The organism is Cupriavidus phytorum (assembly GCF_003254285.1).
In the GTDB taxonomy this organism is placed as follows: Bacteria; Pseudomonadota; Gammaproteobacteria; order Burkholderiales; family Burkholderiaceae; genus Cupriavidus; species Cupriavidus phytorum.
In genome coordinates this window covers 58,775-83,893 of sequence record NZ_QKZN01000013.1, presented here as the reverse complement: position 1 = coordinate 83,893, position 25,119 = coordinate 58,775, and the positions used below count along the sequence as shown (strand labels likewise).

Sequence of the window (25,119 nt, the reverse complement as noted above, 5' to 3'; positions counted from 1 at the left end):
GGCGATGCCGGATCAATGTCGGTGATGGTGTCCCGGTGGGATGGCGGCGGGCGCCGCCGCGCTCGCCAGGCCGAGCAGGCCGTCGACGCCGTACAGGCTGGCCAGTTGCGCCAGCTGCGCCGGCACGCCGCGCAGCACCAGCGCCTGGCCGCGCGCCGCGGCGGCCCGATGCCATGCCAGCAGCACGGCGACGGCGGAGGAGTCCACCTGCGCCAGGCCCGTGCAGTCCACTTCGACGTCGCCCTGCGCCACGCGTGCCAGCCCGTCGCGCAGCACCGCGGCGGCATTCTGGTTGGTCAGCGAGTTGCCCGGCGAAAGCATGGCGTCAGTGGCCTGAATGCGGAAGGAAAGTAAAGGGATCTGAAAACGAAGACTCCCGCGCGGAGCGGGAGCCTGTGTCGCGAACGGCCATTGTAGTGCAACTTCGGCGCGCCGTGCTGCATTGCAACGGCGCACCGCGGGCGTGCCCGGTCAGCTCTTGGCGTTGGCGAGCTGGCGGTTGCGGTCCTGCAGCGTCTTGATCACGCCCTCGACGCCCTGCTGGCCGACGATGGTGTTGAAGCTGCCCTTGTAGGCCTCGGTCAGCCATGCGCCCAGCACGTTGATGTCATAGACCTTCCAGCCCTGCGCGGTCTTTTCCAGGCGGTAGTCCATCTGGATCGGTTCGCCCTTGTTGATGACCTGGGTGCGGATGGTGGCATCGGTATCCTCGGCGGTGCCGCGGTACGGGCGGTATTGCACGGTCTGGTCGCGGATCTGCGCGATGGCGCCGGCGTAGGTGCGGATCAGCAGGGTCTTGAATTCCTCGGTGATCTGCTTCTGCTGCTCGGGCGTGGCCTTGGACCAGTTGCGGCCCATGGCGATCTGCGTGGTCTTCTGGAAGTTGGCGTTGGGGATGATCTTCTGTTCGACCAGCGCGGTGATCTTGCCGATATTGCCGGCCTGCATGTCCTTGTCGGCCTTCACGGTCGACATCACGTCATTGACCACGGCCTTGACCAGCCCGTCCGGGGTGGCCGCGTCCTGAGCCGATACCTGGGCCTGCGCGGTCCCCGCGAAGGCAACCGCCGTCAGGAGGGGGAGCAACAGTCGCTTGAGCATGTGAGATTTCCTTCTTTATCAAAGAGGTCGCGACCCGCGCCTGCGCGTCGATACGCGGCCGGAAGGCCACGGGTCCTTGCAGATTGGAACATAGCGGCGTCGCGCGCGTTGCCATCAAAAGCGCACCATACACCACCTACAAACAATTTGTTTCAGCGGTCACAGCGCATTCACAGCGCCAGTGACGCCTTCGCCGCGTCAGCGGAAGCGCACTCCGGGCATACCCGGCAGCACCGGCGGCAGAGGCATGCTCTGGCCTTCCGGCTGGGTCTCGCCGGCGGCACCGGGCTTGGGCGGCTCCGCGGCCGGGGCCGAAGCGCCCTCCACCGCCGGAGCCGGAGCCGGAGCCGGAGCCGGAGCCGGAGCCGGAGCCGGAGCCGGTGCGGCACCTGCGTCGGGCGCGGCGGGCGCCGGCGCCGCGTCCTCGGTCTTGGCCTCGTCGTCGCCACCCGGCGGATTGCCGTCGTAGATCAGGTACTGGCGCCGCTGCAGGTAGGAATCACGCAGGAACGAGTACTTGTCCAGCGCCGCCTGCTCCAGCAGGTTGCTGGCACCCAGCAGCTGGGCACGGCCGGCGACGATGCGCACCCCGACCAGCGAATTGCGCAGCGAAACCGGATAGAAGTACGCCGACGGATCGGCCTGGCGGTCGACCAGCATGCCGGCGGTGTCGCGGAAGGTGCTCGGGCCGAACAGCGGCAGCACCAGGTACGGACCGGCCGGCACGCCCCATACGCCCAGCGTCTGGCCGAAGTCTTCCTTGTACTTGGGCAGGCCGGCCGGGGTGGCGATGTCGATCAGGCCGCCGATGCCCAGCACGGTGTTCATCGCCACGCGCATGGTGTCTTCGGCCGCGCGCGTCGGCTTGCCCTGCAGCAGGTTGTTCACCGCCGAATAGACATCGCTGACATTGGAGAAGAAGTTCTCGACCGCGCGCTGCACCGGCGTCGGCATGTAGTCGGCATAGAGTTCGGCCACCGGGCGCATGACGCCCTTGTCGAAGTCCTCGTTGATCTTCGAGACTTCGCGGTTGAACGGCTCAAGCGGGTCTTTCGGGTTGGCGGTGGGGCCGGTGGCGCAACCGGCAAGCGCCGCGGCGGCGGCGGCCGTGGCCAGCAGGTTGCGGATGGGGCGGGCGGCGTTCACTTGAGATCTCCAGCCGGGGCCGGCGCGCTGGCGCCGGGGGACGAGCCGCCGCCGGCATCGGCGGCCTTGTTGTACAGGAACTGCCCGATCAGGTTTTCGAGCACCACCGCCGACTGCGTCATGGTGATGCGCGCGCCGTTGGCCAGCATGGCGGTGTCGCCGCCGGCTTCGAGGCCGATGTACTGCTCGCCCAGCAGGCCCGAGGTCAGGATCTTGGCCGAGGTGTCCTTGGGAAACTGGTAGCGCGTCTCCAGGCTCATCTCGACGGTGGCCTGGTAGGTCTTGTCGTCGAAGCGGATCGCGGCGACCCGGCCGACCACCACGCCCGCGCTCTTGACCGGCGCGCGCGGCTTGAGCCCGCCGATATTGTCGAAGCGGGCCTGCACGCTATAGGTGTCCTGGAAGCTGAAGGCGCTCATGTTTCCCGCCTTGAGGGCCAGGAAGAGCAAGGCGACGAACCCTGCCGCCACAAACAGCCCCACCCAGAAATCGAGTGTGTTCTTTTTCATTGGAATCTCTTTCTTCAACCCCGTAGTGTCTGTCGCTGCCGTCTTGTTATCGTAGCGCCCGCATCGTTGCGGCGGGCATCCGCCTCAATTGCTGAACATCAGCGCCGTCAGCAGGAAATCCAGTCCCAGCACCGCCAGCGACGCGATCACCACGGTGCGGGTGGTCGCGCGCGAGACGCCTTCCGGCGTGGGCTTGGCCTCGAACCCCTGGTACAGCGCAATGAACGTCACCGCAATGCCAAAGATAAAGCTCTTGATGACGCCATTGAGCACGTCGGCGCGCACATCGACGCCGCCTTGCATCTGCGACCAGAAGGCGCCGGCATCGACGCCGATCAGCTGCACCCCGACCACGTAGCCGCCCAGGATGCCCACCGCGCTGAAGATCGCGGCCAGCACCGGCATGGCGATCACGCCCGCCCAGAAGCGCGGCGCGACCACGCGCTGCAGCGGGTTCACCGCCATCATTTCCATCGCGGTGAGCTGCTCGCCCGCCTTCATCAGCCCGATCTCGGCAGTCAGCGACGTGCCGGCGCGGCCGGCGAACAGCAGCGCGGTCACCACCGGCCCCAGTTCACGCACCAGCGACAGCGCCACCAGCAGCCCCAGCGCCTGCTCGGAGCCGTAGCGGTTGAGCGTGTAGTAGCCCTGCAGCCCGAGCACGAAGCCGACGAACAGGCCCGACACCGCGATGATCACCAGCGACAGGTTGCCGACAAAGAACACCTGGTCGGTCACCAGCCGGAAGCGGCGCAGCAGCGCCGGCGACAGCGCCAGCACCGTCAGGAACATGCGCGTGGCATGGCCGAGCCCGGCAATGCTGCGGCGCACGGCGCCGCCAATGGCGCTGAAAAAGCCCACCAGGAAACCGGTCATCGCGCGCCCCCGACGAAATCCTCGGCCAGCGACGGTCCGGCGTAGTGGAACGGCACCGGGCCGTCGGCCTCGGCGTGGACGAACTGGTGCACGAACGGATCGGTGGAGGCGCGCAGGGCCTCGGGAGTGCCTTCGGCGGCAATGCGGCCGTCGGCAATGAAATAGACGTAGTCGGCGATCTGGAAAGTCTCGTGCACGTCGTGCGAGACGATGATGGTGGTGGCGCCGAGCGCGTCGTTGAGGCTGCGGATAAGCCGCGCGGTCAGCCCCAGAGAGATCGGGTCCAGGCCGGCGAAGGGCTCGTCATACATCAGCAGCGCCGGATCCAGCGCGATTGCGCGCGCCAGCGCCACGCGCCGCGCCATGCCGCCGGAGATCTGCGACGGCATCAGGTCGCGCGCGCCGCGCAGGCCGACCGCGTTGAGCTTCATCAGCACCAGGTCGCGGATCATCGACTCGGGCAGGTCGGTGTGTTCGCGCAGCGGGAACGCGACGTTGTCGAACACCGACAGGTCGGTAAACAGCGCGCCGAACTGGAACAGCATCCCCATCTGGCGGCGCACGGCGTACAGGCCGGCGGTGTCGAGCTGGTGGATGTCGGTGCCGGCAAAGCGCACCGCTCCCGCCTGCGGCCGCACCTGGCCGCCGATCAGCCGCAGCACCGTGGTCTTGCCGCAGCCCGATCCGCCCATCACCGCGATCACCTTGCCGCGCGGGAATTGCATGGTCAGGCCGGACAGGATCGGCTTGCCGTGGTCCGCGTAGGCGAAATCCACCGCAGTCAGTTCGACAAGGTTTTGAGCAGAATCGGTCACGTTGGCACCGGTCGGGACAGGGGCGCATTATAAGGTGTACTACCTAGCCCTGCTGGCACCCGTGTGTCTCGCGCCACATGAAGCGTGCCTGTGGTGCCTCAGAATTCTCCTGGCCGCCAGGCAATCCGGCCGGTTTCCGCAGGAAACCGGCCGGTGTCCCGCCGCGCCACAGTGCCGCTCAGGGCTCCTGCGCGATCGGCACGTCCTTCAGGATGACCTGCCATTGGATCGATTCCGAGCGGATCGCGGTGGCAAACGCCTCCGGCGAGTCGCGCAGCGGCGTCAGGCCGGCGGCCTGCAGGCGCGAGCGCACCTCGCGCTCGGCCATCACGCCGTCGAGCTCGCCGGCCAGCCGCGCCACGATGGCGCGCGGCGTCTTGGCCGGCGCCATCACGCCAAACCAGGCCGCCGCGGCGTAGCCGTCCTGCCCGGATTCCTGCAGCGTCGGCACCAGCGGCGCCAGCGGGGAACGCGCCACGCCGGTCACACCGACCAGCCGCAGCCCGCCGCTCTTGACCTGGCTCTGGACCGCCGCGAACGAACAGAAGCAGGCGCTGATGCGACCGGCCAGCATCTCCTGCACCACCGCGGCCTCGCCCTTGGCCGTGACCAGCGGCACGCCGCCGCGCAGGCCGCGCACCGCGTACTCGGCGTACAGGTGCGAAGGACTGCCGGACTGACCGTAGCCGTAGCTGTAGGAACCGGGACTCGACTTCACCGCGGTCACCCATTGTTCCGGGGTGCGCATCGGCAGGCGGGCGTCGATCACCAGGAACAGCGGCGTGGTGGCGACGCGCGCCACCGGCGTGAAATCGCGCACGACGTCGTAGGGCACCGGCTCCAGTCCCGGCTGGATCAGCATGTTGGCCTGGTGGAACAGCAGCGTGTGGCCGTCGGAGCTGGCCTTGGCGACGACATCGCCGGCAATGGTGCCGGCGCTGCCGGGACGGTTGTCGACCTCGACCGGCACGCCGAGCCTGGCCGACAGGCGCTCGGCCAGCATCCGCGCCACGGCGTCGGCGACGCCGCCGGCCGGGAACGGCACGATCAGGCGCATCGGCCGATCCGGGAACGACATGCTGCGCGCAAGCGGCTGGGTGCCGGCATGCGCTGGCCTGGCTGGCACGGCGAACGCCAGCGTGGCGCATCCCAGGGCCACCAGGCACAGCACGGGCGGGAGCCAGCGCCGGGCAGCGGCCGCGGGCAGGCGCGGCGCGATTTTCGCTTTACCTCGCCAAAGTCGCGACAAATTGCGCACTTCGGACATCGTTTTCCTCCGGCCCGTCTCCTGAGGAGACGGCAAACTGGTTCTGGGGAAAAAGGATTGGCGAGGCAGTTTCCGTTATTTGTTTTTGAAAATTGTAAGGACAATGTCGGGGCCGCCACAGGCACGTAAACCATAGCCGGGAGAACCCTGAAGGCCTTGCTGCGCCTTGCCAAATGCGCCCTTGCGCCTGGCCACGCAAAGCGCGCCGCTATAATCCGCCGATGACGAATTTCACCGTGCGGCCCATGGTCTTGTCCGACCTGCCGGCCGTGCTGGCGGTGCAGGCCAGCTGCTATACCGAAGTACTGCTGGAAAGCGAGGCGGCGCTGGCCAGCCGGCTGGCGCTGTCGCCGGCCACCTGCTGGGTCGCGCACGAGCCCGCGCAGCGCGGCACCCTCGCCGCCTACCTGTTCACCCACGCCTGGCCCGAAGACAGCCTGCCGCCGCTGGACGGCGTGCTCGACGATGGCTGGCGCCCGCATGCCGCCCCGGACACCCTGACCTGGTTCGTGCACGACATGGCCGTGGCCCCGGCCGGCCGCGGTGCCGGGCTGGCGCCGCGCCTGTACGCGGCGGCGCAGGCGGCCGCGCACGCCGCCGGGCTGCAGCGCTCGCGGCTGATCGCGGTGCAGTCCGCGGCGCCGTGGTGGCGCAGGCTCGGGTACGCCCCGGTGCCGGCGCAGACGGCGGCGCGGCACGCCGGCAAGCTGGCCGCATACGGCGTCAGCGCGGTGCTGATGGAGCGAACGCTGGAGATACCGCCGGCCGGCTGAACGCTGCCATCGCGCACACAACAAAAAGCCCGCCGGCTTGCGCCAGGCGGGCTTTTTGTTGGGATGACGAAGCCGAATCAGCGCGGCAGGTCGCTATGCCCCATCAGGAACGCATCGACCGAGCGCGCGGCCTGGCGGCCTTCGCGGATCGCCCACACCACCAGCGACTGGCCGCGGCGCACGTCGCCGGCGGCGAACACCTTGGGCACGTTGGTGTGGTAGGCGCGCTCGCCTTCGGTCGAGGCCTTGGCGTTCTTGCGCGCGTCGGTGTCGACGCCGAAGGCTTCCAGCATGGAACCCACCGGGTTGGTAAAGCCCATCGCCAGCAGCACCAGGTCGGCCGGCAGGATGAACTCGCTGCCTTCCACTTCCTGCATGCGGCCGTCCTTCCATTCGACGCGGCACGCCTTGAGCGCGGTGACCTTGCCGTTCTCGCCGATGAATTCCTTGGTGGCGACCGACCAGTCGCGCTCGCAGCCTTCGTCGTGCGACGACGAGGTGCGCAGCTTGATCGGCCAGTACGGCCACACCAGCGGCTTGTTCTCTTCTTCCGGCGGCTGCGGCAGCAGCTCGAACTGGGTCACCGAGGTGGCGCCGTGGCGGTTGGACGTGCCGACGCAGTCGGAGCCGGTATCGCCGCCGCCGATCACGATCACGTTCTTGCCCTCGGCGCGGATCTCGTTGGCGCCGTCGCCGGCCACTTCCTTGTTCTGCGGGATCAGGAATTCCAGCGCGAAGTGGATGCCGGCCAGGTCGCGGCCCGGCACCGGCAGGTCGCGCGGCACTTCCGAGCCGCCCGCCAGCACCACGGCGTCGAACTGTTCCATCAGGGCCTGGGCCGAGATGGTTTCGCGCGCATAGTTCTTGATGCCGGCCGGCAGTTCGCCGTCGGTCACCATCACGCCGGGGCGGAAGGTCACGCCTTCGGCCTGCATCTGTTCCATGCGGCGGTCGATCAGCGACTTCTCCATCTTGAAGTCGGGGATGCCGTAGCGCAGCAGGCCGCCGATGCGGTCGTTCTTCTCGAACACGGTCACGTCATGGCCGGCGCGTGCCAGCTGCTGCGCGGCGGCCATGCCGGCGGGGCCGGAGCCGACCACGGCGACGGTCTTTCCGGTCTTGTGGCGCGGCAGCTGCGGCCTGACCCAGCCTTCTTCCCAGGCCTTGTCGATGATGGCGTGCTCGAGCGACTTGATGCCGACCGGCAGCTCGTTGATGCCCAGCGTGCAGGCGGCCTCGCACGGTGCCGGGCAGATGCGGCCGGTGAACTCGGGGAAGTTGTTGGTCTGGTGCAGCACCTCGATCGCCGACTTCCAGTCCTGGCGGTACACCAGGTCGTTGAAGTCGGGGATGATGTTGTTGACCGGGCAGCCGTTGTTGCAGAACGGGATGCCGCAGTCCATGCAGCGCGCACCCTGGAGCTTCGCTTCGCTGTCGGACAGCGCGAACACGAATTCCTTGTAGTGCTTCACGCGCTTGACTACCGGTTCGTAGCCCTCATTCTGGCGCGGAAATTCGAGAAAGCCAGTCGCCTTACCCATGTTGCGTCCTTGGTCATGCTGCGCGGGACCGGCGGCGTCGCCGGCCCTGCGGTGGGGTCAGTATCTTGTCGGGGCCGCGGCGGCTTGCCGCGGCCCTTCGCTACGTTGGTTTGCTGCGCTCGTCTGGCTCAGGCCGCGATGGCTTCGCGGTCGCTGTCGCGGGCGGCCTGTTCCTTGGCGTACATCTCGCCCAGCGCGCGCTTGTACTCGGTCGGGAAGACCTTGACGAACTTGCGGCGTGCCGTGGTCCAGTCGGCCAGCAGCGCCTTGGCGCGCTCGGAACCGGTGTAGCGGAAGTGCTGCTCGATCAGGCTGCGCAGGATGGTTTCATCCAGCACGCGCTTGCCGTCGACCTTGTGCCACGAGGCCTGGGGCTGGCCCTTCTCCTGGTCGGCCGAGGCCAGCACCGCTTCCAGCGCCACCATCGAAGTGTTGCAGCGCTTGTCGAACAGGCCGTCTTCGTCGTAGACGTAGGCCACGCCGCCCGACATGCCGGCCGCGAAGTTGCGCCCGGTGCCGCCCAGCACCACCACCGTGCCGCCGGTCATGTACTCGCAACCGTGGTCGCCAGTGCCTTCCACCACTGCCACGGCGCCCGAGTTGCGCACCGCGAAGCGCTCGCCGGCAACGCCGTTGAAGAACGCCTCGCCGGCGATGGCACCGTACAGCACGGTGTTGCCGACGATGATGTTGCGGGTCGGATCGCCGCGGAACTCGTGCGGGGCGCGCACGATCACGCGACCGCCCGACAGGCCCTTGCCGACGTAGTCGTTGCCGTCTCCCACCAGGTCCAGCGTGATGCCGTGCGCCAGGAACGCGCCGAACGACTGGCCGGCGGTGCCCTGCAGCTGGATGTGGATGGTGTCGTCGGGCAGGCCTTCATGGCCGTACTGCTTGGCGACCACGCCCGACAGCATCGCGCCGACGGTACGGTTGACGTTCTTGACCGGCTGGATGAACGAGACGCGCTCGCCCTTCTCGATCGCCGGACGAGCCTTGGCGATCAGCACGTGGTCGAGCGCCTTGCCGGCCTCGGCCGACAGGCCGTGGTCCTGCACGTCGGTGTGGTACAGCGGCACGTCCGCGCCCAGCGAGACCTGGTGGAAGATGCGGCTGAAGTCCAGGCCGCGCGCCTTCCAGTGCTCGATGCCCGCCTTGGTGTCGAGCAGGTCGGCGCGGCCGATCAGCTCGTCGAAGGTACGGATACCCAGCTGGGCCATGATCTCGCGCGCTTCTTCGGCGACGAAGAAGAAGAAGTTGACCACGTGCTCGGGCTTGCCCTGGAACTTCTTGCGCAGCTGCGGATCCTGCGTGGCCACGCCCACCGGGCAGGTGTTCAGGTGGCACTTGCGCATCATGATGCAGCCCTCGGCAACCAGCGGCGCCGTGGCGAAGCCGAACTCGTCGGCGCCCAGCAGCGCGCCGATGACGACGTCGCGGCCGGTCTTCATCTGGCCGTCGGCCTGCACGCGGATGCGGTTGCGCAGGCCGTTGAGCAGCAGCGTCTGCTGGGTCTCGGCCAGGCCCAGTTCCCACGGCGTGCCGGCGTGCTTGATCGACGACCACGGCGAGGCGCCGGTGCCGCCGTCATGGCCGGCGATCACGACGTGGTCGGCCTTGGCCTTGGACACGCCCGCGGCGACCGTGCCGACGCCCACTTCGGACACCAGCTTGACCGAGATATCCGACGACGGGTTGACGTTCTTCAGGTCGTGGATCAGCTGCGCCAGATCCTCGATCGAGTAGATGTCGTGGTGCGGGGGCGGCGAGATCAGGCCCACACCCGGCACCGAGTAACGCAGCTTGCCGATGTAGTCCGAAACCTTGTGGCCCGGCAGCTGGCCGCCTTCGCCCGGCTTGGCGCCCTGCGCCATCTTGATCTGGATCTGGTCGGCCGAGGCCAGGTATTCGGCGGTCACGCCGAAACGGCCCGACGCCACCTGCTTGATCTTCGAGCGCAGCGAGTCGCCGGCCTGCAGTTCCAGGTCCTTCTCGATCACGCCGTCGCCGAGCACGCCCTTGAGCGTGTCGCCCTGCTTGATGGGGATGCCGCGCAGTTCGTTGCGGTAGCGCTTCTCGTCCTCGCCGCCTTCGCCGGTGTTGGACTTGCCGCCGATGCGGTTCATCGCCAGCGCCAGCGTGGTGTGGGCCTCGGTCGAGATCGAGCCGAGCGACATCGCGCCGGTGGCGAAGCGCTTGACGATCTCCTTGGCGGGCTCGACTTCTTCCAGCGGAATCGCCTTGGCCGGATCGACCTTGAACTCGAACAGGCCGCGCAGCGTCATGTGGCGCTTGCTCTGGTCGTTGATGATGTTGGCGTATTCCTTGTACGTCTGGTAGGCGCCCTTGCCGTCGTCGGCGCGCACCGAGTGCTGCAGCTTGGCGATCGAGTCCGGGGTCCACATGTGCTCTTCGCCGCGGATGCGGAAGGCGTACTCGCCGCCGGCGTCGAGCATGTTTTCCAGCACCGGGCTGTTGCCGAAGGCGTCCTTGTGCAGGCGCAGCGCTTCCTCGGCGACCTCGAAGATGCCGATGCCCTCGACGTTCGACGGCGTGCCGTGGAAGTACTTCTGCACCAGCTCGCGCGACAGGCCGATGGCCTCGAAGATCTGTGCGCCGGTGTACGACATGTAGGTCGAGATGCCCATCTTGGACATCACCTTGAACAGGCCCTTGCCGATCGCCTTGACGAAGTTCTTGACCGCCTTTTCCGGCGACAGGTCGCCCGACAGGCCGCTGGCCATGTCGGCCAGGGTTTCCATCGCCAGGTACGGGTGCACGGCTTCGGCGCCGTAGCCGGCCAGCAGCGCGAAGTGGTGGACTTCACGCGCGGTGCCGGTCTCGACCACCAGACCGGTCGAAGTGCGCAGGCCCTTCTCCACCAGGTGGTGGTGGATCGCGGAGGTGGCCAGCAGCGCCGGGATGGCGACATGGTCGGCATCGACCGGGCGGTCGGTCACGATCAGGATGTTGTAGCCCGAACGCACCGCATCCACGGCTTCGGCGCACAGCGAGGCCAGGCGCGCTTCGATGCCTTCCTTGCCCCACGCGGTCGGGTAGCAGATGTTCAGTTCGTAGGAACGGAACTTGCCGCCGGTGTAGTGCTCGATGTTGCGGATCTTGGCGATGTCCTTGAAGTCCAGCACCGGCTGGGACACTTCGAGGCGCATCGGCGGGTTGATGTTGTTCAGCTCGAGCAGGTTCGGCTTCGGGCCGATGAACGACACCAGCGACATCACCATGTTCTCGCGGATCGGGTCGATCGGCGGGTTGGTGACCTGGGCGAACAGCTGCTTGAAGTAGTGGTACAGCGTCTTGTTCTTCGACGACAGGATCGCCAGCGGCGAGTCGTTGCCCATCGAGCCGGTGGCTTCCTCGCCGGCCAGCGCCATCGGCGCCATCAGGAACTTGACGTCTTCCTGGGTGTAGCCGAACGCCTGCTGGCGGTCCAGCAGCTTGGCCACGGGCTTCTTCTCGGCGGCGACATCTTCCGGCTTGGCGTCGATCTCGTCCAGCTTGATGCGCACGGCGTCGATCCAGCTCTTGTACGGCTTGGCGTTGGCCAGGTTGTCCTTGAGCTCCTTGTCGTCGATGATGCGGCCCTGCTCCATGTCGATCAGGAACATCTTGCCCGGCTGCAGGCGCCATTTCTGCACGATGCGCGACTCGGGGAACGGCAGCACGCCGGCTTCCGAGGCCAGCACCACGACGTCGTCCTCGGTCACGTAGAAACGTGCCGGGCGCAGGCCGTTGCGGTCCAGCGTGGCGCCGATCTGGCGGCCATCGGTGAAGCAGATCGCGGCCGGGCCGTCCCACGGCTCCATCATGGCGGCGTGGTATTCGTAGAAGGCGCGACGGTTGTCGTCCATCAGCGTGTGCTGTTCCCACGCTTCCGGGATCATCATCATCATCGCGTGGACCAGCGGATAGCCGGCCATCGTCAGCAGTTCGAGGCAGTTGTCGAACGATGCCGTATCGGACTGGCCCGGGTAGATCAGCGGCCACAGCTTGGGCAGGTCGTCGCCCAGCACCGGCGACGAGATCGCGCCGGTACGCGCGTTGATCCAGTTCACATTGCCCTTGACCGTGTTGATTTCGCCGTTGTGGGCGACCATGCGGTACGGGTGGGCCAATTCCCACGCCGGGAAGGTGTTGGTCGAGAAGCGCTGGTGCACCAGGGCCAGGGCCGACACGGCGCGCTGGTCCTGCAGGTCCAGGTAGTACTCGCCGACCTGGTTGGCCAGCAGCAGGCCCTTGTACACCACAGTACGGGCCGACATCGACGGCACGAAGTATTCCTTGCCGTGCTTGAGCTTGAGCGCCTGGATGGCGTGGCTGGCGGTCTTGCGGATGACGTAGAGCTTACGTTCCAGCGCGTCCGTGGTCATGATGTCGCGGCCGCGACCGATGAAGATCTGGCGGATCACCGGCTCGGTCTTGCGCACCGTCGGGGACATCGGCATGGCGGCGTCGACCGGCACGTCGCGCCAGCCCAGCACGACCTGGCCTTCCAGGCGGACCGTGCGCTCCAGCTCCTGCTCGCAGGCCAGGCGCGAGGCGTGTTCCTTCGGCAGGAAGATCATGCCCACGCCGTACTCGCCGGCGGGCGGCAGGCTCACGCCCTGCGCGGCCATTTCCTCGCGGTAGAACTGGTCGGGGATCTGGATCAGGATGCCGGCACCGTCGCCCATCAGCGGGTCGGCGCCGACGGCGCCGCGGTGGTCCAGGTTCTCCAGGATCTTCAGGCCCTGGGAAATGATCTCGTGCGACTTCTTGCCCTTGATATGGGCGACCATGCCGACGCCGCAAGCGTCATGCTCGTTGCTCGGGTCGTACATGCCTTGCGCCTGCGGACGCAGGGCGTGCAGGTCTGGGGCGGGGGAAGACTCGCTGATTTGCTCGCTGGTCTGCGCTTGGGCCGAAAGGTTCTTCATTTGGTCCACGGGCTGAATTCCGGTGAAGGCTGCGCGAACTGCTGGACTACCGGAACGGGGACCGCGCGCTTTCTGAAATCCACCCGGACCGGTGGACCGGCGGGAAGGGAAATGGGGACGAAGCTGTCAGCGGGCCGCAGCGGCGTACACGAGCGTGACGCGCCGCACAATGACTGTGGGTGGAGCAACTATATGGGAATCGCCTGCGGCTCGCAAAAAAATTAAATGGGGTCGGATCACGTTAAATAACGCACCGTTTCGGTGAATCAATTAAATGGGGACACATTAAATTTATGACGCTTTTGCCGCATTCCCTGATGGAGTTTGCACCTTTTTGGGGCGACCTTTCGGCAAGGGCTGGACACGTCGTGAACCATGTCTCTCCAACTGCGCCAGGAACGCGTCGCCTCCGAGCGGCCAGCCGCTATGCGCGTGGGCACGCAACGTCTCGAGCGTCTTGCCGGACAGGCCCTCGGCGCTGAGCATGCGGTAGTTCGACTGCCGTTCGAACGGGGTATTGCCCAGTTCCCAGTAGGCCGCGTGGTCGCTGACAAAGGGACTGGCCTCGATGCCGGCGTGGTGGCGGTAACTGCTCCAGCGGTCGGCCTCGGGAGTGTTGACCTCGCCGGCGCGCACCGCGTTGCCCTCGACGTAGAGCATGGCCGGCAGCAGCCACTGGGCCGGATCGAACACGGCGGAGCGGAAGCGCCCCTCCCACAAGGTGCCGGTCCGGCCCGCGACCCGATTGAAGTAGCGCGCGTAGCGGCGCCCGACCGCCTGCATGGTCAGGCTAAGCGCGTCCTCACTTTTTGGCGTTGCCACCAGGTGTACGTGATTGGGCCGCAGCGCATAGGCGTGGATGGCGAGGTCATGCTCGCGCGCTGCCATGCGCAGGCTGTCGAGGTAGTGCAGGTAGTCGTCGGGGCCGAGGAAGACCGGCTGGCGGTTGTTGCCGCGCTGCAACACCAGCGCGGGCAGTCCGGTGGGGGAAAAACGGGGAAGGCGGGCCATGACAGGGTCGTGCGGGCTGCGATGCCCGCATCATAGCCTGATCCGTCCCTAATTTTCAGGGGGCGGTGCCCTCACTGACCGCGAAGATGCGGCGATGCTCGCGGATGGCGTAGCGGTCGGTCATGCCGGCAATGTAGTGGGCGATCAGCCGCGACTGGTCGCCGCCATGGCTGGCCTGGTACTGGGGCGGCAGCAGGCGCGGGTCGGACATGAAGGCCTGGAACAGGTCGCCGACGATGCGCTGGGCCTTGGCCGACATCCGCATCACCAGGTAGTGCCGGTACAGGTGCCGGAACAGGAAGCGCTTGAGCGCCGCGGCTTCCTCGTGGATCTGCGCACTGAAGCCGACCAGCGGGCCGGCGGCACGCACCGCGTCGATATTGCGCGGGTTGGCGTCGGCGATATTGCGGCTGGTGGTTTCGATCAGGTCGACGATCAGCGTGTTGATCATGCGCCGGACCGTCTCGTTGATGGCGCGCCGGCCATTGATGCCGGGGAAGGCCTCGGCCACCTCGGCGCGGTGGCGGCCCCACATCGGCACTTCGTCGAGCTGCTCCAGCGTCAGCAGCCCGGAGCGCAGGCCGTCGTCGATATCGTGGTTGTTGTAGGCGATCTCGTCGGCCAGGTTGGCCAGCTGGGCCTCCAGCGACGGTTGCGTGCCTTCGAGGAAGCGCCGGCCCAGCTCGCCCAGCGCCGACGCATTGACGCGCGAGCAATGCTTGAGGATGCCCTCGCGCGTCTCGAAGGTCAGGTTCAGGCCGTTGAAGCCGCCGTAGCGCTCTTCCAGCTCGTCCACCACCAGCAGGCTCTGCAGGTTGTGCTCGAAGCCGCCATGGTTCTTCATGCACTGGTTCAGCGCGTCCTGGCCGGCGTGGCCGAAGGGCGTGTGGCCCAGGTCGTGCGCCAGCGAGATCGCCTCGACCAGGTCCTCGTTCAGGCGCAGGTTGCGCGCGATCGAGCGGGCGATCTGCGCCACCTCCAGGCTGTGCGTCAGCCGCGTGCGGAACAGGTCGCCCTCGTGGTTGACGAAGACCTGGGTCTTGTACTCGAGCCGCCGGAACGCCGTGCTATGGATCACGCGGTCGCGGTCGCGCTGGAATTCGCTGCGCGACAGCGACGCGGGTTCGGCGTGCACGCGCCCGCGCGTCTGCGCGGAGCGGGCGGCGTACGGGGCGAGGTGGCTTTCAAAGTCGGTCATGCAGCGCGTCCGGTGGCTGGGTCGGGGTGGCGAGGCATAACCGATCGGTCAGGCGACCGGCGCCTCGGTGGGAGGTTTCAGGACGGCGTGGGCCAGCGTCGCGCGCAAATCCGCGTCCGGCACGCTGGTAATGAACGCCTCGCCGAGCTTCTTCAGCAGGATGAACTTGATGCTTCCGGCCTCGGCCTTCTTGTCGACCTTCATCAGTTCGATATAGCGGTCGGCGCCCAGTTCCGGCGCCACCACCGGCAGCATCGCCGCCTGCGTCAGCGTGCGCACGCGCGCCAGCGTCTCGATATCGATAAAGCCGAGCCGGTGCGACAGGTCCGCGGCCATCACCATGCCGCAGCCCACCGCTTCGCCGTGCAGCCAGGCGCCGTAGCCCATGCCGGCCTCGATCGCGTGGCCGAAGGTATGGCCGAAATTGAGGATGGCACGCAGCCCGCCCTCGCGCTCGTCCTGCGCCACCACGCCCGCCTTGATCTCGCACGAGCGCTGCACGGCAACTGCCATCAGCTCCGGGTCGCAGGCGTTCAGCGCCTGGATGTTGCGCTCGATCCAGGCGAAGTAATCGGCGTCGGCAATGGCGCCGTGCTTGATCACCTCGGCCATGCCGGCGGCCAGTTCGCGCGGCGGCAGCGTGCGCAGCGTGTCGATGTCGGCGATCACCGCGTTGGGCTGGTGGAACGCGCCGATCATGTTCTTGCCGAGCGGGTGGTTGATGCCGGTCTTGCCGCCCACCGACGAATCGACCTGCGCCAGCAGCGTGGTCGGCATCTGGACGAAGGGCACGCCGCGCATGTAGCAGGCGGCGGCAAACCCGGTCATGTCGCCGACCACGCCGCCGCCCAGCGCCACCAGCGTGGTCTTGCGGTCGGCGCCGGCCTGCAGCAGCGCGTCGAAGATGCGGTTCAGCGTTTCCCAGTGCTTGAAGGCCTCGCCGTCGGGCAGCGTGACAGTGCGCACGGTCTTGCCCAGCGCCGCCAGCGCGGCCTCGACGCGCGCCGCATAGAGCGGCCCGACGGTTTCGTTGGTGACGATGACGGCGTGCTGGCCGCGCACATGCGGGCGCAGCATCTCGGCGTTGTCGAGCAGCCCGGTGCCGATATGGATGGGGTAGCTGCGCTCGCCCAGGTCGACTTCAAGGGTAATCATGGAGTGGGGTCCTGCGCCGGCGGCCCGGCATCGCCCGCGGGCGGGGACGCCGGCTGCGGGGGATCGATCCGGAAACCGGCCATTTCAAGTTGCATCAACACCATATTAGCAAGCTGCGCCACCGAGGGCTTGCCGGTTTCGATGATGAAGTCGGCGACTTCGCGGTACAGCGGATCGCGCTCGGCGTACAGCGCCTCGAGCTTGCCCTTGGGGTCTTCGGTCTGCAGCAGCGGCCGGTTGCGGTCGTGCCGGGTGCGCAGCCACAGGTCGTGCGGGCTGGCGCGCAGGTACACGACCGTGCCGCGGGCCTTCAGCACCTCGCGGTTCTCGGCGCGCAGCACTGCACCGCCTCCGGTGGCCAGCACAATGCCCTGGCGCTGCGCCAGTTCGCGGATCATCGCGGCCTCGCGGTCGCGGAAGCCGGCCTCGCCCTCAAGTTCGAAGATCACCGGGATGCGCACGCCGCAGTGCGCCTCCAGCTCGTGGTCGGAATCGAAAAACGGATAGTGCAGGCGCCGCGCCACCGTGCGGCCCACGGTGGTCTTGCCGGCGCCCATCAGGCCGACGAAAAAGAGGTTGGGTCGATCGGATTCGGGGCGCTCGGCACCGGATCGTTCGGCTTCGCGCCGATCCGGCGCCTGGCGCTGCGCCGCCGGCCCTGTCGCTGAGGCTGTCACGGGACTGTGGTTCGGGAGCGCGGCATGCGGGCCGTCCTCCCCGGTTGGGAACTGCATCATCTTCTTATGTTGTGGCGCGGCCGGCAAGTGCCGAATGCGGCATAGGCCGCATTTCTTGCCGTCGCGCCGGCATTCGTGGCCCGGCGGTTCGCGGCGCGCGGCGCAAAAAAAGGCCGCATCGGTCGATGCGGCCTGCCAGTCTACTGTATCCGGCGCCCCGGCCCTACCTGAGCGATACGCTTTCGTTCAGGATGCGCGGGGTCAGGAACACCAGCAGCTCGGTCCGGTTGCGGACCTTGGCGTTGTTCTTGAACAGGTAGCCGAGCACCGGAATATCACCCAGCAGCGGCACCTTGTCGACATCGGTGGACTCGGTCTGGGTGTAGATGCCGCCGATCACCACGGTGCCGCCGTTCTCGACCAGCACCTGGGTCTGCACGTGCTTGGTGTCGATGGCAAAACCCGAGGTGGTCTGGATGCCCACGCTGTCCTTGTTCACGTCGACGTCGAGCAGCACGTTGCCTTCGGGCGTGATCTGCGGCGTCACCTCGAGCTTCAGGTTGGCCTTGCGGAACTGCACCGAGGTGGCACCGCTGGACGTTGCCGCCTGGTAAGGCAGTTCGGTGCCCTGCTCGATCAGCGCCTTGATGTTGTTGGCCGTGACCACGCGCGGGCTGGAGATGATCTTGCCCTTGCCGTCCGCCTCCAGCGCCGACAGCTCCAGCGCCAGAAAGCGCGTGGCGGCGCTGTTGAACAGGCTCACCGCGATATTGGCCGGGTTGGTGCCGTTGATGGATCCGGCCGGCAGGCTCAGGAACGGGCCGTTGTCGGAGGTCGAGCCCGGCAGCACGTTGTTGTAGGTGTTGCCGACGCGGGCATTGTTGTACTGCCCGGCAAACCCGAGCTTGACGCCCAGGTTGCGGCTGAAGGTATCGGTGGCCTCGACGATGCGGGCCTCGATGATGACCTGGCGCACCGGGATGTCGATCTTGCCGATAAAGCTCTGCACCTCTTCCAGCTTGGAAGCGATATCCGACACAAAGAGCTGGTTGGTGCGCGCATCGGCCGTCAGCGAACCGCGCTTGGACAGCATGCGCGTGCTGGCACCCGCCGCCCCGGCGGCCCCGATGGGCGCGGCCGCGCCGCCGCCGGCGCCCATGCCCAGCAGCATCCTGCGCACGTCCTCGGCGCGCTGGTAATTGAGCTGGAACACCTGGCTGCGGATCGGCTCGAGGTCGTTGATCTGCTGCTGCGACTCGAGCTCAAGCTTTTCCTTGGTCTGCAGCTCGGCCTTGGGCGCCACCCACAGCACATTGCCGTTGCGGCGCGAGGCCAGGCCCTTCGCATCCATCACGATCTGCAGCGCCTGATCCCACGGCACGTCCTTGAGCCGCAGCGTGATGTTGCCCTGCACGCTTTCGCTGGTGATGATATTCAGGTTGGTGAAGTCGGCAAACACCTGCAGCAGCGAGCGGATGTCGATGTTCTGGAAGTTCAGCGACAGGCGCTCGCCGCGGTAGCCCGGCCCGCTGATCAGCTTGGTCGGGTCTTCCTTGACCGGCCGGACCTCGACCACGAACTGGGTGTCGGTCTGGTACGAGCTGTATTCCCAGTTGCCGCGCGGTTCGATGGTCAGGCGCGCGTTGCCGTTGGCATCGGAGGCGCGCATGCCCTGCACCGGTGAGCCATAGTCGCTGACGTCGAAGTGCCGCCGCAGGTTCTCCGGCAGCGTGGTGCCGAGGAAATCGACCACCACGTTCTTGCCCTGTTGCGCGATATTGATGCCCGACTCGCGCGAGGACAGGTCGACCACCACGCGTCCGGCGCCGTCGGCGCCCCGCCGGAAGTCGATACCGCGCACGAACGGGCGTCCCGCCGCGGCGCCAGGCGCCGTCGCGGCCGGCGCGAAGGTCGGCGCGGCGCTCTTGGCCGCCGGCGCCACGTTATCGAGCGACACCACGAAGACATTGCCGCGCTGGTCGGTGCGATAGGTGGCATTGCGCGTCAGGTCGAGGATCACGCGCGTGCGGTCGCCGATCTGCATCACATTGGCGGCCTTGACCAGCTTGCCGCCGTATTCATATTGCGCGCGCCGCTCGGCAAAGCCGGTATCGAAGAAATCGATCGCCAGCCGTGCCGGGTTCTGCGTGGTGAAGTCCGCCGGCTTCTGCGCCAGCGGCCGTTCCAGCTCGACCACCAGCACGGTCTGCTCCCCGGTCGTACTGACGTCGACCGACTTGATCCGGTTGCCCTGTGCCAGCGCCTCCGGCGCGCCAAGCGCAAGCCACAGCGCCAGCGCGGTGGCCATGGTCCTGATCACGGCGCCCGCGCGCGCACGATACCAGCGCGCGGGGGTCATGCCGCCGCGTCCAGCTTCAGGCTGGTCATTTTCTCTTTCCACTCGGATACCCCCTCCCGGACCAATTCGCGCAGCACGATCTCCTGATCGGTGATGCGGACCACCCGGCCATAGCTCTGGCCGAGATACTGACCCACCTTCACATGGTGGATCTTGTTATCAACACGGACGATGCCGAAGGTTTCCCCCTGCTTCTTCATCATCCCGAGCATCTTGAAGTTTTCGAGCGGATAGTCTTCCAGCGGCTCGCGGCGTCGGCCGGCTTCGGGCGAATCGGCCAGGGTCTTGTTCAGTTCGCCGATCTTGGCCTGCGCGAACGGCTCGGGCGCACTCGCCGCCGCGTATTCGCGCGGCACGTAGGGGCGGGCGTCGGGCACGGGCTCGGGCGGCTTGGCACGCGCGCTGCGGGTGGCATCCATCCACTGGCGCAGCGCGTCCTCGTCGCTGGCGCCGCAGGCGCCCAGCAGGCCGAGCGCCAGCGCCGCCGCCAGCGTGCGCCGCGACGCGCTCCGGGCCAGGGCACGGGTTCGAACGGTGCGGCTCATTTCGCGCCTCCTGCCTTGGCGGCGGCGGCGGCCGCGGCGGCCTTGCGTTGCGCCGCCTGTTCCTCGGCGTCGAGCGCGCGGTAGGCCATCGCCACCGCCTCCATCGACAGCCCGCCCTCCTTGGTGTTGGCCAGCTGCAGGTTCTGCATCGACACGATCCGCGACAGCGCCGCGACGTCGGCGTTGAACTGCGCCACCTCGTGATAACGCCCGGTCACGCGCAGGTTCACCGGGATCTCGGCAAAGTAGGGCTTGATCACCGCCGCCTGCGGCTTGAACAGCTCGAACTGCAGCCCGCGCGCGACGCCGGCATGGTTGACGTCGGCCAGCAGCGCGTCCATTTCCGTCTTGTTGGGCAGCTGTCGCTCCAGCAGCGCCACGCGCTGTTCGACATGCTTCTTCTGCTCGCGCAGTGCCTCGAGGTTGGCCACCTGCGCCACCTTGGACTGGTACGCCTGCTTCAGGCTTTCCTGCTCCTGGCGCTGGCGCTCGAGTTCGTCGAACTTTGCGCTCCAGTAGAACTGCCAGCCCAGCAGCAGCACCACCGCCGCGGCCAGCACCGCGAACAGCACGCGCGGCGCGGCCGGCCAGGTCTCCGGCTCGTTCAGGTTGAGCCCGCGGAACTGGCTGGTCAGGTCAGCCAGGTTGATTTCGGTATTGAGCGCCATGGTCAGGCCTTTCCGGCCGCGGGGGCGGGTGCAGGTGCGGTGGCGGGAGCGGCGGATGGCGCCGAAGCGCCCGCTGCAGCCTTCCTGCCGTCGGCCGGGGCCTCCGGCGCGCGGTACGCAAAGCGCATCGAGAAATCGAACAGCCGGCGCTGCTCGCGCAGGTTGTTGGTCATGGTGACCGCCTTGGATTCGACCAGCTCGGCCTTGTCGAGCCAGGCCACTGCGCCCAGGTTGCGCAGCAGCTCCGAAATACGTTCGTTGGACTGCGCCACGCCGGCGATGGTGAAGGCCTCGCCGGCCTGCTTCAGGCTGGTCAGGTAGACGCCTTCGGGCACCTGCCGCACCAGTTCCTCGAGCAGCTGCACCGGGCGGTTGCGCTCGGTCTGCAGGCTTTCGACGGCCTTCTGGCGCTGCAGCAGCGCGTCGATGTCTTTCTTCAGCGTGTTGACTTCGCGAATCTGCCCGTCGAGCCTGGCGTTTTCCGCGCTCAGCACCTGGTTGACCGCCACCACGGACGCGATGCGCCCGTCGATATAGGCCCCGCCCAGCAGCACCACGGCCGCGCCGGCCCCGGCCGCTGCGCCAAGCATGGTGTAGACCTTCTTGCGCCGCGCCGCCTTGCGGGCTTCATGGTAGGGCAGCAGGTTGACCGAAGGCAGTGTGTTCGTTGACATCTCTTGCCTCCGGTGCGTTATTGCAGGCCGCGCAGGGCCAGGCCGGCACTGACGATATACGCCGGCAGGTCGCGCTGCAGGTAGCGCTCATTGACCTTGGCGTTGGTCGCCATGTTGGCGAACGGATTCGCCAGCGTGGTGGTGATCCTGGTCTGGTGCTGGATCGCCGCCTGCACGCCGAACAGCGATGCATGCCCGCCGGACAGCAGGATCTCGTCGACCCGGCCCAGGCTGGAACTGGCGATGAAGTTGCCGATCGCGGACTGCACCTCCATGGCGAGGGCATCGAGCGAGGGCTTGAGCAGCTGCGCGCGCCAGGCCTCGGGCAGCGTGTTCTTGCGCTTCTTGATCTCGGCCTTGAGCGCGTCGAGCGTGAACATGCGCGCCGCGCTTTGCGTGAGCTGGTCGCCGTAGCTGTTCAGCGGCTGTTCGTACAGTTCTTTCCAGCCCTGGTAGAAGATGGCCTTGGAGCGGCTGCCGCCCAGGTGGACCACCGCCACCACCGGCAGCGCGCGCGCGTCGGCCTCGGACATCTCGTGCGGCACGCCCAGCATCTGCACGATCGAGCGCTGCACCGCGTATTCCTCGACATCCATCACCTGCGGCTTGAGGCCGGCCATTTCGGCCGCGGTCACGCGTTCCTGCACGCGGTCGCTGTTGGCCGCGGTAACGCGCACGCCGATGCCGCCCTCGGTCTCGCTGGGGCCGATCACGGCGAAGTCGAAGTTGACCGCCTGCGACGGCGGATAGAGCCGGTGCGCCTCGGATTCGACCTGGGAATAGAGTTCGTCTTCGGACAGGTTGTCCGGCAGGCTGACCGTCTGCGATTCGGTCAGCATGGAGGGAACGCCCAGCACCACGTCCTTGGAGCGGATGCCGGCCTTGCCGAGCGCACGCCTGAGCGCGATCCCGACTGCCTCGATGTTGATGACGTTGCCATCGGCAACGGCATTGCGGTCCAGCAGTTCGCTGGCGCATTTTTCCAGCCGGTAGTCTTGCCTGCTGCCCCCCACCGAGAGCTCGACTACCTTGACACTGGACGACCCGATATCCACGCCGACCGTAGTCCGGCGCAGAAGCCCCGACAAAATGCCCCGACGCAAGGTGACCCCCTGACTTTTGAACTCGCCCCTGGCTTGAACGCTCTAATCGAGCGAGCCTAGTTTCTTGAATGAAACGTGTGCTTTTTATGTTGGCCGATTCTCACAAAATCCAGCATTGGTGGCAACGTGCCGAACTGGGCCGCACTTGTTTTTGAGAAGGCCCTCATCAATCCGTTGTCAAAACCCCACGGTCGTCGGGTTCCCTTCCATGCCTGCCTGTGCCGCGCGCTTCCCCCCGTAGTCGTCCCCAACGTCGCCCTGCACGCCGGCATCCGTGGCCTTACATCTTGTAACAGCGCGATAGCGGCGCCCCCGCCACTGTGCGCGCGGGCGGGCCGATGCCGGAAGATATAATCGCGGGCACCCCTGACTAGGTATTTCCCTTATGGCCACAGCACAACACAAGCCGCCCCACCCTGCCCGCCGTTCGATCTGGACGCGGCTCATGTTCTGGGCGGTGGGACTGGTTGTCGCCGGTGCCGTCGTGATTGCGCTGCTGCTCGGCTACGCGCTGCTGGTGGCCGCGCCCAACCTGCCTTCGCTGGACACCATCACCGATTACCGGCCCAAGATTCCGCTGCGGATCTACACCGCCGACAATGTGCTGATCGGCGAATTCGGCGAGGAGCGGCGCAACTTCGTGCCCATCGCCGAAATCCCCGACGTGATGAAAAAGGCAGTGCTGGCGATCGAGGACGACCGCTTCTACGAGCACGGCGGCGTCGACTTCGTCGGCGTGATGCGTGCCGGGCTGGCCAACCTGCGCGGCGGGCTGTCGCAGGGCGCCTCCACCATCACCATGCAGGTCGCGCGCAACTTCTTCCTGTCCAGCGAGAAGACCTACACCCGCAAGATCTACGAGATGCTGCTGGCGTACAAGATCGAGGCCAACCTGAACAAGGACCAGATCCTCGAGCTGTACATGAACCAGATCTACCTGGGCCAGCGCGCCTATGGCTTCGACAGCGCCGCGCGCGTGTACTTCGGCAAGTCGGTGCGCGATGTGACGCCGGCCGAGGCGGCGATGCTGGCCGGGCTGCCGAAGGCGCCGTCGGCGTACAACCCGGTGGTCAACCCGCGCCGCGCCAAGGTGCGCCAGGAATACATCCTGCAGCGCATGCGCGACCTGCGCTACATCACGCCCGAGCAGTACGACGAGGCCGTGCAGGGGGAGCTGAAGGTGCGCACCGAGGGCAACGAGTTCTCGACGCACGCCGAATACGTCGCCGAGATCGTGCGCCAGCTGATGTACGCGCAGTACCGCGAGGAAACCTACACGCGCGGCCTGACGGTCTACACCACGCTGACCAAGACCGACCAGGACGCCGCCTATGAAGCCGTGCGCACCGGCATCATGAACTACGAGCGCAAGCACGGCTACCGCGGTCCCGAGGCCTTTATCGACCTGCCCTCCGACCCGGCCGAGCGCGAGCAGGCCATCGACGATGCGCTGGTCGAGCACCCGGGCAGCGGCGACCTGCGCTCGGCCGTGGTCACCAGCGTGTCGCCCAAGCAGGTCAAGGCGACGCTGCTGTCCGGCGAAGTCGCGACCATCGAAGGCGCGGCGCTGCGCTTTATCTCGCCGTCGCTGTCGGCCAACGCGCAGCCCAAGATGAAGATGCGCCCGGGCGCGGTGATCCGCGTGACGCAGGACGAGAAAAACAACTGGTCGGTGACGCAGCTGCCGGAAGTGGCCGCGGCGTTCGTGTCGATCAACCCGCAGGACGGCGAGATCCGCTCGATGGTGGGCGGCTTCGACTTCAACCGCAACAAGTTCAACCGCGTGACCCAGGCCTGGCGCCAGCCCGGCTCGAGCTTCAAGCCGTTCATCTACTCGGCGGCGCTGGAAAAGGGCTTCTCGCCGGCCACGGTGATCAACGACGCGCCGCTGACGATCGGCCCCGATACCGGCGGCCAGGTGTGGGAACCGAAGAACTACGACGGCCGCTTCGAGGGCCCGATGACCATGCGCCGCGCGCTGGCCAAGTCCAAGAACCTGGTCTCGGTGCGGATCCTGCGCGCGATCGGCACGCAGTACGCGCAGGACTACATCACCCGCTTCGGCTTCGAGGCCGACAAGCACCCCGCCTACCTGCCGATGGCGCTGGGCTCCGGCGCGGTGACGCCGTTGCAGATGGCGGGCGCCTACTCGGTGTTCGCCAACGGCGGCTACCGCGTCAACCCGTACCTGATCCAGAAGGTGGTCGACGCGCGCGGCAACGTGATCTCGGAAACCCATCCGCAGCGCGCCGGCACCGATGCCGTGCGCGTGCTCGACGCCCGCACCGCCTTTATCGCCGACACCATGCTGCGCGACGTGGTGCGCTACGGCACCGCCAACAGCGCCAAGCAACGCCTGGGCCGCAATGACCTGGCCGGCAAGACCGGCACCACCAACGACGCGGTCGATGCCTGGTTCGCCGGCTATACCCCCAACCTGGTGGCGATCGCCTGGATGGGCTACGACCAGCCCAAGAGCCTGGGCGTGCGCGAGACCGGCGGCGGCCTGGCGCTGCCGATCTGGGTCGGCTACATGAGCAAGGCGCTCAAGGGCGTGCCGGAATCTCCGGAACGGCCCGCGCCCGAAGGCGTGCTGATGGTGGGCGGCGACTGGACCTTCGAAGAGAATGCCGGCGGCGCTGGCGTGGCGTCGGTGGGCCTGGGCGATCCGTGGCCGGGCAAGCCGGAGGAATCCACGACCCCGTCGGTCGATACCGAATCCGAGAAACGCAAGATCCTGGAGATGTTCGGCGGCGCCTGAGCGCGC

General features: G+C 67.3%; 20 protein-coding genes. 2 read left to right on the top strand and 18 right to left on the bottom strand.

Annotated features, from left to right (window positions below; translation table 11 throughout):
• Window positions 1–12: 12 nt before the first annotated feature.
• From C7416_RS24760 to C7416_RS24730, 7 genes are all read right to left on the bottom strand, one after another.
• Window positions 13–321 (bottom strand): STAS domain-containing protein, encoded by a 309-nt coding sequence (locus tag C7416_RS24760; RefSeq protein WP_111521341.1) that lies wholly within the window; start codon window positions 319–321, stop codon window positions 13–15.
• Window positions 322–471: 150 nt separating this feature from the next.
• The gene (locus C7416_RS24755; protein WP_111521340.1) at window positions 472–1,101 is read right to left on the bottom strand and encodes an MlaC/ttg2D family ABC transporter substrate-binding protein; all 630 of its coding nucleotides are present in this window, start codon (window positions 1,099–1,101) and stop codon (window positions 472–474) included.
• Window positions 1,102–1,299: 198 nt separating this feature from the next.
• Window positions 1,300–2,247, bottom strand: coding sequence for an MlaA family lipoprotein (locus tag C7416_RS24750; protein WP_111521339.1), 948 nt, complete (start codon window positions 2,245–2,247; stop codon window positions 1,300–1,302).
• Window positions 2,244–2,756, bottom strand: a complete 513-nt coding sequence (gene mlaD / locus C7416_RS24745) for an outer membrane lipid asymmetry maintenance protein MlaD (protein ID WP_092317537.1) — start codon at window positions 2,754–2,756, stop codon at window positions 2,244–2,246. The genes C7416_RS24750 and mlaD overlap by 4 nt, the downstream gene beginning before the upstream one ends.
• Window positions 2,757–2,840: 84 nt before the next feature.
• Window positions 2,841–3,620, bottom strand: a complete 780-nt coding sequence (gene mlaE / locus C7416_RS24740) for a lipid asymmetry maintenance ABC transporter permease subunit MlaE (protein ID WP_111521371.1) — start codon at window positions 3,618–3,620, stop codon at window positions 2,841–2,843.
• 8 nt (window positions 3,621–3,628) lie between these two features.
• Complete coding sequence (locus tag C7416_RS24735; protein ID WP_111521338.1) at window positions 3,629–4,447, bottom strand: ABC transporter ATP-binding protein; 819 nt, start codon at window positions 4,445–4,447, stop codon at window positions 3,629–3,631.
• Between the two features lie 178 nt (window positions 4,448–4,625).
• Window positions 4,626–5,714, bottom strand: a complete 1,089-nt coding sequence (locus tag C7416_RS24730; RefSeq protein WP_111521337.1) for a tripartite tricarboxylate transporter substrate binding protein — start codon at window positions 5,712–5,714, stop codon at window positions 4,626–4,628.
• A 221-nt stretch (window positions 5,715–5,935) separates the two neighbouring features.
• Between C7416_RS24730 and C7416_RS24725 the strand changes: the two genes are divergently transcribed.
• Window positions 5,936–6,487 carry a GNAT family N-acetyltransferase gene (locus C7416_RS24725; RefSeq protein WP_111521336.1) on the top strand — a complete coding sequence of 184 codons (552 nt, stop codon included), beginning with the start codon at window positions 5,936–5,938 and terminating at the stop codon, window positions 6,485–6,487.
• 77 nt (window positions 6,488–6,564) lie between these two features.
• On the opposite strand, the gene C7416_RS24720 is transcribed toward C7416_RS24725, so the two are convergent.
• The 11 genes from C7416_RS24720 to pilM all read right to left on the bottom strand — a co-directional run bounded on the left by C7416_RS24720 (window position 6,565) and on the right by pilM (window position 22,337).
• On the bottom strand, window positions 6,565–8,028 hold the full coding sequence (locus tag C7416_RS24720; RefSeq protein WP_111521335.1) for a glutamate synthase subunit beta: 1,464 nt from the start codon (window positions 8,026–8,028) through the stop codon (window positions 6,565–6,567).
• Between the two features lie 128 nt (window positions 8,029–8,156).
• Window positions 8,157–12,866, bottom strand: coding sequence for a glutamate synthase-related protein (locus C7416_RS24715; RefSeq protein WP_111521370.1), 4,710 nt, complete (start codon window positions 12,864–12,866; stop codon window positions 8,157–8,159).
• Window positions 12,867–13,253: 387 nt separating this feature from the next.
• Complete coding sequence (locus C7416_RS24710) at window positions 13,254–13,973, bottom strand: transposase (RefSeq protein WP_111521334.1); 720 nt, start codon at window positions 13,971–13,973, stop codon at window positions 13,254–13,256.
• A gap of 55 nt (window positions 13,974–14,028) precedes the next feature.
• Window positions 14,029–15,171 carry a deoxyguanosinetriphosphate triphosphohydrolase gene (locus tag C7416_RS24705; RefSeq protein WP_018004915.1) on the bottom strand — a complete coding sequence of 381 codons (1,143 nt, stop codon included), beginning with the start codon at window positions 15,169–15,171 and terminating at the stop codon, window positions 14,029–14,031.
• A 48-nt stretch (window positions 15,172–15,219) separates the two neighbouring features.
• Window positions 15,220–16,326, bottom strand: coding sequence for a 3-dehydroquinate synthase (gene aroB, locus C7416_RS24700; RefSeq protein ID WP_111521333.1), 1,107 nt, complete (start codon window positions 16,324–16,326; stop codon window positions 15,220–15,222).
• Window positions 16,323–17,003 carry a shikimate kinase gene (locus C7416_RS24695; protein WP_373424989.1) on the bottom strand — a complete coding sequence of 227 codons (681 nt, stop codon included), beginning with the start codon at window positions 17,001–17,003 and terminating at the stop codon, window positions 16,323–16,325. Before C7416_RS24695 ends, aroB begins: the two co-directional genes overlap by 4 nt.
• A 223-nt stretch (window positions 17,004–17,226) precedes the next feature.
• Complete coding sequence (locus C7416_RS24690) at window positions 17,227–19,362, bottom strand: type IV pilus secretin PilQ (protein ID WP_111521331.1); 2,136 nt, start codon at window positions 19,360–19,362, stop codon at window positions 17,227–17,229.
• A complete protein-coding gene (locus tag C7416_RS24685; RefSeq protein ID WP_111521330.1) occupies window positions 19,359–19,907 on the bottom strand; it encodes a pilus assembly protein PilP in 549 nt (182 codons plus the stop codon). Before C7416_RS24685 ends, C7416_RS24690 begins: the two co-directional genes overlap by 4 nt.
• A complete protein-coding gene (locus tag C7416_RS24680) occupies window positions 19,904–20,575 on the bottom strand; it encodes a type IV pilus inner membrane component PilO (RefSeq protein WP_111521329.1) in 672 nt (223 codons plus the stop codon). The genes C7416_RS24685 and C7416_RS24680 overlap by 4 nt, the downstream gene beginning before the upstream one ends.
• A gap of 2 nt (window positions 20,576–20,577) precedes the next feature.
• On the bottom strand, window positions 20,578–21,249 hold the full coding sequence (locus C7416_RS24675; RefSeq protein ID WP_111521328.1) for a PilN domain-containing protein: 672 nt from the start codon (window positions 21,247–21,249) through the stop codon (window positions 20,578–20,580).
• 17 nt (window positions 21,250–21,266) lie between these two features.
• Window positions 21,267–22,337, bottom strand: coding sequence for a type IV pilus assembly protein PilM (gene pilM, locus C7416_RS24670; protein WP_181461313.1), 1,071 nt, complete (start codon window positions 22,335–22,337; stop codon window positions 21,267–21,269).
• A 400-nt stretch (window positions 22,338–22,737) separates the two neighbouring features.
• On the opposite strand from pilM, the gene C7416_RS24665 reads away from it, so the two are divergent.
• On the top strand, window positions 22,738–25,113 hold the full coding sequence (locus C7416_RS24665; RefSeq protein WP_111521326.1) for a penicillin-binding protein 1A: 2,376 nt from the start codon (window positions 22,738–22,740) through the stop codon (window positions 25,111–25,113).
• The last annotated feature ends 6 nt before the right edge of the window (window positions 25,114–25,119 follow it).

Bases quoted from the DNA above. Each gene is read 5' to 3' on its own strand.
- C7416_RS24760 (WP_111521341.1), bottom strand. From the start codon at position 321: ATGCTTTCGCCGGGCAACTCGCTGACCAACCAGAATGCCGCCGCGGTG.
- C7416_RS24755 (WP_111521340.1), bottom strand. From the start codon at position 1,101: ATGCTCAAGCGACTGTTGCTCCCCCTCCTGACGGCGGTTGCCTTCGCG.
- mlaD (WP_092317537.1), bottom strand. From the start codon at position 2,756: ATGAAAAAGAACACACTCGATTTCTGGGTGGGGCTGTTTGTGGCGGCA.
- C7416_RS24730 (WP_111521337.1), bottom strand. From the start codon at position 5,714: ATGTCCGAAGTGCGCAATTTGTCGCGACTTTGGCGAGGTAAAGCGAAA.
- C7416_RS24725 (WP_111521336.1), top strand. From the start codon at position 5,936: ATGACGAATTTCACCGTGCGGCCCATGGTCTTGTCCGACCTGCCGGCC.
- C7416_RS24720 (WP_111521335.1), bottom strand. From the start codon at position 8,028: ATGGGTAAGGCGACTGGCTTTCTCGAATTTCCGCGCCAGAATGAGGGC.
- C7416_RS24715 (WP_111521370.1), bottom strand. From the start codon at position 12,866: ATGTACGACCCGAGCAACGAGCATGACGCTTGCGGCGTCGGCATGGTC.
- C7416_RS24710 (WP_111521334.1), bottom strand. From the start codon at position 13,973: ATGGCCCGCCTTCCCCGTTTTTCCCCCACCGGACTGCCCGCGCTGGTG.
- C7416_RS24705 (WP_018004915.1), bottom strand. From the start codon at position 15,171: ATGACCGACTTTGAAAGCCACCTCGCCCCGTACGCCGCCCGCTCCGCG.
- aroB (WP_111521333.1), bottom strand. From the start codon at position 16,326: ATGATTACCCTTGAAGTCGACCTGGGCGAGCGCAGCTACCCCATCCAT.
- C7416_RS24690 (WP_111521331.1), bottom strand. From the start codon at position 19,362: ATGACCCCCGCGCGCTGGTATCGTGCGCGCGCGGGCGCCGTGATCAGG.
- C7416_RS24685 (WP_111521330.1), bottom strand. From the start codon at position 19,907: ATGAGCCGCACCGTTCGAACCCGTGCCCTGGCCCGGAGCGCGTCGCGG.
- C7416_RS24680 (WP_111521329.1), bottom strand. From the start codon at position 20,575: ATGGCGCTCAATACCGAAATCAACCTGGCTGACCTGACCAGCCAGTTC.
- C7416_RS24675 (WP_111521328.1), bottom strand. From the start codon at position 21,249: ATGTCAACGAACACACTGCCTTCGGTCAACCTGCTGCCCTACCATGAA.
- C7416_RS24665 (WP_111521326.1), top strand. From the start codon at position 22,738: ATGGCCACAGCACAACACAAGCCGCCCCACCCTGCCCGCCGTTCGATC.